Below are 11,827 nucleotides of genomic sequence, written 5' to 3'. Positions count from 1 at the left end.
GACTGCTTCGCAGCCGAACGCAGGCTTCGCCAGCTGCTACAAGGGATGTGTGCCGGCCAATAGGCTGTGGCCGTTTGCCGCACTTTTGCCTGTCAGCCCCCGCGCTTGGTTATACTCCCTGCGATCCGCCTGGAGCGCTCATCAGGAGAGCTCATGCTCGCCCCCGTTCAAATCACTTCCGCCACTCGCCAGAACCTCTGGCGGCTGACGTTCATCCGCACGTTGGTGTTGGCCGCCCAGGCCGGTTCCGTGGGCCTGGCCTACTGGCTCGAATTGTTGCCGCTGCCCTGGTTTCAACTGGCCGCGACCCTCGGTTGCTCGATGCTGTTGTGTGTGTTCACGGCGATTCGCCTGCGCACCTCGTGGCCGGTGACCGAGCTCGAATACGCCGTGCAATTGGCCTGCGACCTGTTTATCCACAGTGCGCTGCTGTATTTCTCCGGTGGTTCGACCAACCCCTTTGTTTCTTATTACCTGGTGCCGCTGACCATTGCTGCGGTGACGTTGCCATGGCGTTATTCGGTGATTCTGTCGGGTATCGCGCTGACGATGTACACGCTGTTGCTGGCGCAGTTCTACCCGTTGCAAACCTTCCCGATTGCCAGGGAAAACCTGCAGGTGTACGGGATGTGGCTGAGCTTCGCCCTTGCCGCTGCTGTGATCACCTTCTTCGCCGCGCGCATGGCTGAAGAGCTGCGCCGTCAGGAAGAACTGCGCGCCATTCGTCGCGAAGAAGGCCTGCGTGATCAGCAATTGCTGGCCGTCGCCACCCAGGCTGCCGGTGCGGCCCATGAGTTGGGCACGCCGCTGGCGACCATGAGTGTGCTGCTCAAGGAAATGCGTCAGGATCACCATGACCCGATGTTGCAGGATGACCTGAGTGTGCTGCAGGATCAGGTCAAGCTGTGCAAACAGACCTTGCAACAGCTCGTTCGGGCGGCTGAGGCCAATCGCCGCCTGGCGGTGGAGATGCAGGACGTCACCGACTGGCTCGATGAAGCCCTCAATCGCTGGCACCTGATGCGTCCGGAGGCCAGTTATCGCTTCCAGCGCCTCGGCCAGGGCGCGGTACCGCGCATGGCGCCGCCGCCAGACTTGACCCAGGCGTTGCTGAATCTGCTGAACAACGCCGCCGATGCCTGCCCCGAGGGGTTGCAAGTGACACTGGACTGGGACGCCGAGGACCTGACCATCAGCATTCGTGACCATGGCGCCGGTGTGCCGCTGGCCATCGCCGAACAAATCGGCAAACCGTTTTTTACCACCAAGGGCAAAGGCTTCGGCCTGGGCCTGTTTTTGAGCAAAGCCAGCGTGACACGCGCCGGCGGCTCAGTGAAACTCTACAGTCATGAGGAAGGTGGCACGCTCACCGAGCTGCGCCTGCCCCGTGTCGCCCGAGGAGACGAACATGAGTGACGAGATCCAAGTCGAAGGCGAAGAACTGCCGCATTTGTTGCTGGTCGATGACGACGCCACGTTCACCCGCGTCATGGCCCGCGCCATGGCCCGCCGCGGTTTTCGCGTCAGCACTGCCAGCTCCGCCGAGGAAGGCCTGGAACTGGCCAAGACCGATCTGCCGGATTATGCCGCCCTGGACCTGAAGATGGACGGCGATTCGGGCCTGGTGCTGCTGCCAAAATTGCTGGAAATGGATCCGGAAATGCGCGTGGTGATTCTCACCGGTTATTCGAGCATTGCCACCGCCGTCGAAGCGATCAAGCGCGGTGCCTGCAACTACCTGTGCAAACCGGCGGACGCCGACGACGTGCTGGCGGCGCTGCTGTCCGAGCACGCCGACCTCGACAGCCTGGTGCCGGAGAACCCGATGTCCGTGGACCGCCTGCAGTGGGAACACATCCAGCGTGTGCTGACCGAGCACGAGGGCAACATCTCCGCCACTGCCCGTGCCCTGGGCATGCACCGCCGCACCCTGCAGCGCAAACTGCAGAAGCGCCCCGTTCGCCGCTGAACCTGCGCTGAACGAATGCGGGCCGTATCTCACGACAAACCGGACCGATCATCTATGATCGGTTCGTGCGTGTTCTTTTCTCTATCGAGCCTTACCCATGAATCAGAACGCTGAGTATTCCGCGGTCAACGACGCCGTGCGCGGGCAGTTTTTTCGCAAAGTGTGGGCGATGATCACGCCTTACTGGCGCAGTGAAGAGAAGGTCAAGGCCTGGACGCTGCTGATCGCGGTGATTGCGCTGTCGCTGATCAGCGTGGGGATCTCGGTGTGGTTCAACACCTGGTACAAGGACTTCTACAACGCCCTGCAAAAGAAGGACGAGGCAGCGTTCTGGCAACTGATCCTGTACTTCTGCGCGATTGCGGCGGTGGCGATCGTCGGCGCGGTGTATCGGCTCTACCTGACTCAGATGTTGACCATTCGCTGGCGGGCCTGGCTCACCGAAAAGCATTTCGCTCGCTGGCTCGCTGACAAGAATTACTACCAGCTGGAGCAGGGCGGTTACACCGATAACCCGGACCAGCGGATCTCCGAGGACCTTAATAACTTCACCTCAAACACCCTTGAACTGGGTATCGGGCTGCTGCGCAATATCGTCAGCCTGGTGTCGTTCTCGATCATTCTGTGGGGCGTATCGGGCAGCATTGAAGTCCTCGGCATCACCATTCCTGGCTACATGTTCTGGTGCGTGCTGGTTTACGCGGTGGTGGGCAGTTGGCTGACGCATTTGATCGGTCGTCGCCTGATCGGTCTGAACAACCAACAACAACGCTTCGAAGCCGACCTGCGTTTCTCCATGGTGCGGATTCGCGAGAATGCCGAAAGCATCGCGTTGTACAACGGCGAGCCGAACGAAAATCGTCGGTTGAGCGGCCGCTTCGGGATGGTCTGGCATAACTTCTGGGACATCATGAAGGTGTCCAAGCGCCTGACGTTCTTCACCGCCGGTTACAGCCAGGCAGCCATCATCTTCCCCTTCATGGTTGCCGCGCCGCGTTACCTCTCCGGCAAGATCGAACTGGGCGAGCTGATGCAAATCAGCTCGGCATTCGGCAATGTGCAGGAAAGCTTCAGCTGGTTTATCAGTGCGTACCAGAGCCTCGCTTCCTGGCGCGCCACCTGCGATCGTCTGCTCAGCTTCCACCAGGCCATGCGTGACAACGAAGAGCGTGCGCCGGCCATCGACGTACAGAATTCGGGCTCGGTGCTGAAGGTGCACAACCTCGGCCTTGACCTGGCTGAAGGTCGTCACCTGCTGACCAACGCCGACATGACCGTGAAGGAGGGCGAGCGTGTGATGCTCAGCGGTCGTTCCGGCAGCGGCAAGTCGACCCTGCTGCGGGCGATGGGACACCTGTGGCCGACTGGCCACGGCAGTATTCGCCTGCCATCTGCACGTTACCTGTTCCTGCCGCAAAAACCGTATTTGCCGATTGGCACCCTGCGTGATGTCCTCAGTTATCCACAGCCCGGCGATACCTATCCGAACGAGCGCTACGTGCAGGTGCTGGAAACCTGTCGCTTGCCGCACCTGATTGCCCGTCTCGACGAAGCCAACCACTGGCAGCGCATGTTGTCGCCGGGTGAGCAACAGCGCCTGGCCTTTGCCCGTGCGCTGCTTTATGCGCCGCAATGGCTGTACATGGACGAAGCGACCTCGGCGATGGACGAGGAGGATGAAGCATCGCTGTATCAGGCGTTGATCGATGAGTTGCCGGGGCTGAGCATCGTCAGCGTCGGCCATCGCAGCAGCCTGAAACGCTTCCATCCGCGGCACATTCGTATCGAGAATGGCCATCTGGTGGACCAGACCGTGACCGCATAAACACCACAAATCCCACAGGGTTTGGTGGTCATCTTGACGGTGATCGTACAACCGCGTTGCGCTATGATGCGGTTTCAGCCGAATTTTTCGAGACAGATGTTCACCATGGAAACCCCGAACGACGCACCACGCCTCCCACGCAAGCGCCGCAGCCTCGCTCAGGAACTGGTGACGGTGCTGTCCGAGCAGATCCGCGACGGTCATCTCAAGCGTGGCGACAAATTACCCACCGAGTCGGCCATCATGGATGCCCATGGTGTCAGCCGCACGGTGGTGCGCGAGGCGATTTCCCGTTTGCAGGCGGCCGGCCAGGTGGAAACCCGGCACGGTATCGGCACCTTCGTGCTCGACACGCCGAGCCCGAGCGGTTTCCGTATCGACCCGGCGACCGTGGTGACCTTGCGAGATGTGCTGGCGATCCTGGAACTGCGCATCAGCCTGGAAGTGGAGTCTGCCGGGCTGGCGGCGCAACGCCGCAGTCCGGAACAACTGGCCAACATGCGCGCCGCCCTCGATGCCTTGAATGAAGGCGCCGCCCACGCCAGTGACGCCGTGGCTTCGGACTTCGCCTTTCACCTCGAAATCGCACTGTCCACCGGCAACCGCTACTTCACCGACATCATGACCCACCTGGGCACCAGCATTATTCCACGCACACGGCTGAACTCCGCGCGCCTGGCCCATGACGACCAGCAGCACTACATGAGTCGCCTGAGCCGTGAGCACGAAGAAATCTACGACGCCATTGCCCGCCAGGATTCCGATGCAGCCCGGGCGGCGATGCGCCTGCACCTGACCAACAGCCGTGAGCGGTTGCGTCATGCTCATGAAGAGGCTGAGGCGCAGCGGGGTTAGTCTTACTGCTTCGGGCGACTCATCGTCTGGTAAGCCGTCATCGCGAGCAGGCTCGCTCCCACAGTTGATTGCGGATGTTCACGGATTTTTGTGTGCGCAGGCGATCCCCTGTGGGAGCGAGCCTGCTCGCGATTGGGCCGCAAGCACGCCGCATTCCTCAGCCAGTCGCTGATTAATCTTCCGACAACGTATCTCCTCTGCTGTGAATCGGTCGCGCATTCCATTTCTTCTCTCGACGCTGAAAGGCCCATACGCGTGGGCTTGTTGCCCTTCTTGTCCGACATTTTCCACCCCCGGCGATGAAATGCAGTTGACGGTTGTATTTTAAGTTGTACGATGACCTACAACTTCGGCGCGAGCTGAACGGTTTTCTCACACAACGTCGCTATCCAGGGTGTTCGAATAATGAATCCACAAGAACTGAAGTCCATCCTTTCTGCCGGTCTGCTGTCTTTCCCGGTCACCGATTTCAACGCTCAGGGCGACTTCAATCGTGCGGGCTACATCAAGCGTCTCGAGTGGCTGGCCCCATACGGCGCCTCGGCACTGTTCGCCGCGGGCGGCACCGGTGAGTTCTTCTCTCTGGCGGCCAGCGAATATTCGGAAATCATCAAGACTGCGGTCGACACTTGCGCTACCAGCGTGCCAATCCTGGCCGGCGTGGGTGGTTCGACCCGGCAGGCCATCGAGTACGCACAGGAAGCCGAGCGTCTCGGCGCCAAGGGCCTGTTGCTGCTGCCGCACTACCTGACTGAAGCCAGCCAGGACGGCGTTGCCGCCCACGTTGAAGCCGTGTGCAAATCGGTCAACATCGGCGTGGTGGTCTACAACCGCAACGTCTGCCGCCTGACCGCGCCGCTGCTGGAACGCCTGGCCGAGCGCTGCCCGAATCTGATCGGCTACAAGGATGGCCTGGGTGATATCGAGTTGATGGTGTCGATCCGCCGCCGCCTCGGTGATCGCTTCAGCTACCTGGGTGGTCTGCCGACTGCCGAAGTCTACGCCGCGGCTTACAAGGCACTGGGCGTGCCGGTCTACTCCTCGGCGGTGTTCAACTTCATCCCGAAAACCGCGATGGACTTCTACCACGCAATCGCTCGCGAAGATCACGCCTCCGTCGGCAAGATCATCGACGACTTCTTCCTGCCGTACCTGGACATCCGTAACCGCAAGGCTGGTTACGCGGTGAGCATCGTCAAGGCCGGGGCAAAAATTGCCGGCTACGACGCAGGTCCTGTGCGTGCACCGCTGACCGATCTGACTGGCGAAGAGTACGAAATGCTCGCCGCACTGATCGACAAGCAGGGCGCGCAGTAACACTCGACAAAACCAGGGCCGCTGAGCAATCAGCGGTTTTTTGCGTGAGGAGATGATTCAGTGGCTGATTCAAAACGTTTTGATAACTACATCAACGGTGAATGGGTTGCCGGCGGCGACTATTCGATCAACATCAACCCGTCCGAACTGACCGATGCCATCGGCGACTACGCCAAGGCTGACCTGGCACAGGTCCACGCCGCCATCGACGCCGCCCGTGCCGCATTCCCGGCGTGGTCGGTTTCGGGCATTCAGGCTCGTCACGATTCCCTGGATAAAGTCGCTACTGAAATCCTTGCCCGTCGCGAAGAGCTCGGCACCCTGCTGGCCCGGGAAGAGGGCAAGACCCTGCCTGAAGCCATCGGTGAAGTGACCCGCGCCGGCAATATCTTCAAATTCTTCGCCGGCGAGTGCCTGCGTCTGTCCGGCGACTACCTGCCGTCGGTGCGTCCGGGCGTCAATGTCGAAGTCACGCGCGAAGCGTTGGGCGTGGTCGGTCTGATCACGCCGTGGAACTTCCCGATTGCCATTCCTGCGTGGAAAATCGCTCCGGCCCTGGCCTACGGCAACTGCGTCGTGCTCAAGCCTGCTGACCTGGTTCCGGGTTGCGCCTGGGCCCTGGCCGAAATCATCTCCCGCGCCGGTTTCCCGGCCGGCGTGTTCAACCTGGTGATGGGCAGCGGTCGTGTGGTTGGCGATGCACTGGTCAACAGCCCGAAAGTCGACGGCATCAGCTTTACAGGTTCTGTGGGCGTGGGTCGTCAGATCGCGGTCAACTGCGTGTCTCGCCAGGCCAAGGTCCAGCTGGAAATGGGCGGCAAGAACCCGCAGATCATTCTCGACGACGCCGACCTCAAGCAAGCGGTCGAGCTGTCGGTACAGAGCGCGTTCTACTCCACCGGCCAGCGTTGCACAGCCTCGAGCCGCTTCATCGTCACCGCCGGCATCCACGACCGGTTCGTCGAAGCCATGGCCGAGCGCATGAAGTCGATCAAGGTCGGCCACGCGTTGAAGGCTGGCACCGACATCGGTCCGGTGGTTTCGCAAGCCCAGCTTGAACAGGACATGAAGTACATCGACATCGGCCAGTCCGAAGGTGCGCGTCTGGTCAGCGGCGGTGGCCTGGTGACCTGCGATACCGAAGGCTACTTCCTCGCACCGACTCTGTTTGCCGACAGCACAGCGGGAATGCGCATCAGCCGCGAAGAGATCTTCGGCCCGGTGGCCAACGTGGTGCGTGTGGCCGACTACGAAGCTGCGCTGGCCATGGCTAACGACACCGAGTTCGGGCTGTCGGCGGGCATCGCCACCACCTCGCTGAAGTACGCCAACCACTTCAAGCGCCACTCCCAGGCCGGGATGGTGATGGTCAACCTGCCGACCGCCGGTGTGGATTACCACGTTCCGTTCGGTGGGCGTAAAGGTTCATCCTATGGATCACGTGAGCAAGGTCGCTATGCGCAAGAGTTCTACACCGTGGTGAAGACCTCTTACATCGGTTCGTAACGCAACATCCCTGTTGTAGGAGCGAGCTTGCTCGCGATGGTCGTGAGGTCGCGGCGGTAAACCTGATGCCCCGCGTCATCGTTGACCACCATCTCGAACAGAGCTCGCTCCTACAGGGGAAACAAAGATTCACCCGCGCATAAAAATAATCAGTGGGAGTACATCTACATGCAATCGACCCAGAAGCCGACTCACGTCCGCTATTTGATCCTGCTCATGCTGTTTCTGGTGACCACGATCAACTACGCCGACCGCGCTACCATCGCAATCGCCGGTTCCAGCCTGCAAAAAGACCTCGGCATTGATGCCGTTACCCTCGGCTACATCTTCTCCGCATTCGGTTGGGCCTACGTGGCCGGGCAAATCCCCGGTGGCTGGTTGCTCGACCGCTTTGGCTCGAAAAAAGTCTACGCATTGAGCATCTTCACCTGGTCGCTGTTCACCGTGTTGCAGGGCTACGTCGGCTCGTTCGGCATGTCCACGGCGGTGGTGGCGTTGTTCATGTTGCGCTTCCTGGTGGGGCTGGCCGAAGCGCCATCCTTCCCTGGCAATGCACGCATCGTGGCTGCCTGGTTCCCGACGGCTGAACGCGGCACCGCGTCGGCGATTTTCAACTCGGCGCAATACTTCGCCACCGTGCTCTTTGCCCCGTTGATGGGCTGGATCGTGTTCACGTTCGGGTGGCAGCACGTGTTCATCGTCATGGGGGTGATCGGCATTGTGTTCTCGTTGATCTGGCTGAAGGTTATCCACAGCCCGCGCCAACATCCGCTGATCAATGAGAGCGAGTTCAAGCACATCGCCGATAACGGTGGCATGGTCGACATGGATCAGGACAAAGCCAAGGGCCAGGAAGCAGGCAAACGTGTCGAAGGCCCGAAATGGGACTACGTCCGCCAGTTGCTGACCAACCGCATGATGCTCGGCGTGTACCTGAGCCAGTACTGCATCAACGCCATCACTTATTTCTTCCTGACCTGGTTCCCGGTGTACCTGGTGCAGGAGCGCGGCATGACCATCCTCAAGGCTGGTTTTATTGCCTCGTTGCCGGCGATCTGCGGCTTCATCGGCGGTGTGCTCGGCGGGGTGATTTCCGACTACCTGCTGCGCAAGGGCCACTCCCTGACCTTCGCCCGCAAGGCGCCGATCATTGCCGGTCTTTTGGTTTCCAGCAGCATCGTTGCCTGCAATTATGTCGACATCGAGTGGATGGTCGTGGGCTTCATGGCCCTGGCGTTCTTCGGCAAAGGCGTGGGCGCGCTGGGCTGGGCGGTGGTGTCCGACACTTCGCCGAAGCAGATCGCCGGTTTGAGTGGCGGCCTGTTCAACATGTTCGGCAACATTGCCTCGATCACCACGCCGATCGTCATCGGCTACATCATCAGCTCCACCGGCTCGTTCAAATGGGCGCTGGTGTTCGTCGGCTGCAACGCACTGGTGGCGGTGTTTAGCTATCTGGTGATCGTCGGTCCGATCAAGCGTGTGGTGCTCAAAGAGCCACCGGTGGGCGGTGCTGAAACCAACAATAAATTGTCTCAAGCGCATTCCTGAGGAGCGGCGTCATGCAGTTGATTGAACATTCCGACTCGCCGCGCTATATCCGCCTGCACGAGCGGGACAACGTAGTGATCGTGGTCAACGATCAAGGCGTTCCGGCCGGCACTGAGTTCGCGGACGGCCTGGTCACCGTGGACTTCGTGCCACAGAGCCACAAAGTCACCCTGGAAGACATTCCCGAAGGTGGCCAGGTGATTCGTTACGGCCAGGTCATTGGCTACGCCTTGCAGCCGATTCCCCGCGGCAGCTGGGTCAAGGAAGATCAACTGCGCATGCCGACCGCGCCACCGCTGGACAGCCTGCCGCTGTCCACCGACGTGCCGGCCGCGCAAGCACCGCTGGAAGGCTTCACCTTCGAGGGCTATCGCAACGCCGACGGCACCGTCGGTACGCGCAACATTCTCGGCATCACCACCACAGTGCAATGCGTGACCGGTGTGCTCGATCATGCGGTCAAGCGCATCAAGGCCGAGTTGCTGCCCAAATACCCGCACGTCGATGACGTAGTGGCGCTGACCCACAGCTACGGCTGCGGCGTGGCCATTACCGCTACCGACGCGTACATCCCGATACGCACCGTGCGCAACCTGGCGCGCAATCCGAACCTGGGCGGCGAAGCCCTGGTGATCAGCCTGGGCTGCGAGAAATTGCAGGCCGGGCAGGTGATGCACGACAACGACAGCTCGGTGGATCTCAGCGAGCCATGGCTGTACCGCTTGCAGGATTCCAGCCACGGCTTCACCGAGATGATCGAGCAGATCATGGAGCTGGCCGAGACGCGCTTGAAGAAGCTTGATCAACGCCGCCGGGAGACCGTGCCGGCGTCCGAGCTGATCCTCGGCATGCAATGCGGCGGCAGTGATGCGTTCTCCGGCATTACCGCGAACCCGGCGCTCGGTTATGCCTCGGACCTGTTGCTGCGGGCCGGTGCGACGGTGATGTTTTCCGAAGTCACCGAAGTGCGCGATGCCATTTACCTGCTGACCTCCCGCGCGGAAAACCAGGACGTCGCCCAGGAACTGGTGCGGGAAATGGACTGGTACGACCGCTACCTGGCCAAGGGCGAAGCGGATCGCAGTGCCAACACCACGCCAGGCAACAAGAAGGGCGGGTTGTCGAACATTGTCGAGAAGTCCTTGGGCTCGATCGTCAAATCCGGCAGCAGCGCAATCAATGGCGTGCTTGGTCCTGGCGAGCGTTTCAAGCGCAAAGGCCTGATCTTCTGTGCGACCCCGGCCAGCGATTTTGTCTGCGGGACGTTGCAGTTGGCGGCGGGGATGAACCTGCATGTATTCACTACCGGTCGCGGCACGCCTTACGGGCTGGCCATGGCGCCGGTCGTGAAGGTATCGACCAGGACCGAACTGGCACAGCGCTGGCCGGACCTGATCGACATCGATGCCGGGCGCATTGCCACTGGCCGCGCATCAATCGAGGAACTGGGCTGGGAGCTGTTCCACTACTACCTGGACGTGGCCAGCGGCAAGAAACAGACGTGGGCCGAGCAACACAAGTTGCACAACGACATCACCCTGTTCAACCCGGCGCCGATCACCTGAGACCGAGTCGCCTGCTTCGCGAGCAAGCTCGCTCCCACAGTGGATTTTCGCCGTGCACAGATTTTGTGTTCGGCACTGGAAAAATGTGGGAGCGACGGTGCGGCGATCCGACTTGCTCGCGATAGCGGTCTAACAGACGCCAGGGGGCTTGGTGGCTTATCATTAGCCCCCTAACGACGCCCACCCCAAGGTCCTCCCGGCATGCTGGCAATTTTCCTCGAAACCCTGAACATCACCGCACCGGTGTTCGCCATGCTGTTTCTTGGGGTGTTGCTCAAGCGCATCGACTGGATCAATGACAACTTTATCCACACCGCGTCGGCACTGGTGTTCAACGTCACCATGCCGGCGCTGCTGTTTCTGGGCATCCTGCATGCCGACCTGCACACGGCGTTGCAGCCGGCGTTGCTGATTTACTTCTCCGTGGCGACGCTGATTTGCTTTGCCATTGCCTGGGGCTGGGCGATCTGGAAGTGCCCGCGGGAAGATCGGGGGATCTACACCCAGGGTGCCTTTCGCGGTAACAACGGAGTGATCGGCCTGGCGCTGGCGGCAAGCATGTACGGCGACTACGGGATTTCCCTCGGGGCGATCCTGGCGGCGCTGGTGATCCTGTTTTACAACACGCTCTCGACCATCGTGCTGGCGGTCTACAGCCCGGTGATCAAGTCTGATCCATGGAGCATCTGCAAAAGCGTGTTCAGCAATCCGCTGATCATCAGCGTGATTGCGGCCGCGCCGTTCGCCTGTTTCAAGATCGGCTTGCCGGGTTGGCTGGAAACCTCCGGCCAGTATCTGGCGCAAACCACCTTGCCGCTGGCGCTGATCTGCATCGGCGGCACGCTGTCCCTGGCGTCGCTGCGCAAGAGCGGCAACATGGCGCTGAGTTCGAGCCTGGTGAAGATGATCGGCTTGCCGGTGCTGGCGACGCTGGGGGCGTGGTTGTGGGGCTTTCGCGGGGCGGAACTGGGGATTCTGTTTCTGTACTTCGGCAGCCCGACCGCCGCCGCCAGTTTCGTCATGGCCCGGGCGGCGGATGGCAATCACGAGTTGGCGGCGGCGATTATCGTGATCACCACGTTGATGGCGGCGGTCACCACCAATTTAGGGATCTTCTTTTTGCAGTGGGGCGGGTGGATCTGATCTCAGGCTTTGCGGTGTTCTTCCTGGCCTCATCGCGAGCAAGCTCGCTCCCACAGGTTCAGTGGTGTTGAATAGATTGCATTTACACTGAGGTCC

The 11,827-nt window shown here is 60.8% G+C and carries 9 protein-coding genes; all 9 read left to right on the top strand.

The features are described 5' to 3' along the window. Positions 1–153: 153 nt before the first annotated feature. The 9 genes from AB4Z35_RS02380 (at position 154) to AB4Z35_RS02340 (ending at position 11,731) form a co-directional block, all read left to right on the top strand. Positions 154–1,416 carry an ATP-binding protein gene (locus AB4Z35_RS02380; protein WP_008000951.1) on the top strand — a complete coding sequence of 421 codons (1,263 nt, stop codon included), beginning with the start codon at positions 154–156 and terminating at the stop codon, positions 1,414–1,416. Further along, the gene (locus tag AB4Z35_RS02375) at positions 1,409–1,969 is read left to right on the top strand and encodes a response regulator transcription factor (RefSeq protein WP_442095887.1); all 561 of its coding nucleotides are present in this window, start codon (positions 1,409–1,411) and stop codon (positions 1,967–1,969) included. Before AB4Z35_RS02380 ends, AB4Z35_RS02375 begins: the two co-directional genes overlap by 8 nt. 97 nt (positions 1,970–2,066) lie before the next feature. Beyond that, positions 2,067–3,794, top strand: a complete 1,728-nt coding sequence (locus AB4Z35_RS02370; RefSeq protein ID WP_442095886.1) for an ABC transporter ATP-binding protein/permease — start codon at positions 2,067–2,069, stop codon at positions 3,792–3,794. 105 nt (positions 3,795–3,899) lie between these two features. Then, entirely contained in the window at positions 3,900–4,649 is a 750-nt protein-coding gene (locus AB4Z35_RS02365) for a FadR/GntR family transcriptional regulator (RefSeq protein ID WP_177323282.1), read from the top strand. 405 nt (positions 4,650–5,054) lie between these two features. Further along, positions 5,055–5,966, top strand: coding sequence for a 5-dehydro-4-deoxyglucarate dehydratase (gene kdgD / locus AB4Z35_RS02360; protein ID WP_442095885.1), 912 nt, complete (start codon positions 5,055–5,057; stop codon positions 5,964–5,966). 60 nt (positions 5,967–6,026) lie between these two features. Further along, the gene (locus tag AB4Z35_RS02355; RefSeq protein ID WP_442095884.1) at positions 6,027–7,472 is read left to right on the top strand and encodes an aldehyde dehydrogenase family protein; all 1,446 of its coding nucleotides are present in this window, start codon (positions 6,027–6,029) and stop codon (positions 7,470–7,472) included. Positions 7,473–7,640: 168 nt separating this feature from the next. Further along, positions 7,641–9,023: an MFS transporter gene (locus tag AB4Z35_RS02350; protein WP_204929189.1), complete on the top strand. Its 1,383-nt coding sequence runs from the start codon at positions 7,641–7,643 to the stop codon at positions 9,021–9,023. A gap of 11 nt (positions 9,024–9,034) precedes the next feature. Continuing rightward, positions 9,035–10,588 carry a galactarate dehydratase gene (gene garD, locus AB4Z35_RS02345; RefSeq protein ID WP_008000939.1) on the top strand — a complete coding sequence of 518 codons (1,554 nt, stop codon included), beginning with the start codon at positions 9,035–9,037 and terminating at the stop codon, positions 10,586–10,588. 201 nt (positions 10,589–10,789) lie between these two features. Further along, complete coding sequence (locus tag AB4Z35_RS02340; RefSeq protein ID WP_442095883.1) at positions 10,790–11,731, top strand: AEC family transporter; 942 nt, start codon at positions 10,790–10,792, stop codon at positions 11,729–11,731. Positions 11,732–11,827 lie beyond the last annotated feature (96 nt).

It is taken from the genome of Pseudomonas sp. KB_15 (assembly GCF_052114525.1).
Lineage (GTDB): Bacteria > Pseudomonadota > Gammaproteobacteria > Pseudomonadales > Pseudomonadaceae > Aquipseudomonas.
This window is presented reverse-complemented; position numbering and strand designations above follow the sequence as displayed.

Coding starts and splice junctions, on each gene's coding strand:
- AB4Z35_RS02380 (WP_008000951.1), top strand. CDS start 154: ATGCTCGCCCCCGTTCAAATCACTTCCGCCACTCGCCAGAACCTCTGG.
- AB4Z35_RS02375 (WP_442095887.1), top strand. CDS start 1,409: ATGAGTGACGAGATCCAAGTCGAAGGCGAAGAACTGCCGCATTTGTTG.
- AB4Z35_RS02370 (WP_442095886.1), top strand. CDS start 2,067: ATGAATCAGAACGCTGAGTATTCCGCGGTCAACGACGCCGTGCGCGGG.
- AB4Z35_RS02365 (WP_177323282.1), top strand. CDS start 3,900: ATGGAAACCCCGAACGACGCACCACGCCTCCCACGCAAGCGCCGCAGC.
- kdgD (WP_442095885.1), top strand. CDS start 5,055: ATGAATCCACAAGAACTGAAGTCCATCCTTTCTGCCGGTCTGCTGTCT.
- AB4Z35_RS02350 (WP_204929189.1), top strand. CDS start 7,641: ATGCAATCGACCCAGAAGCCGACTCACGTCCGCTATTTGATCCTGCTC.
- garD (WP_008000939.1), top strand. CDS start 9,035: ATGCAGTTGATTGAACATTCCGACTCGCCGCGCTATATCCGCCTGCAC.
- AB4Z35_RS02340 (WP_442095883.1), top strand. CDS start 10,790: ATGCTGGCAATTTTCCTCGAAACCCTGAACATCACCGCACCGGTGTTC.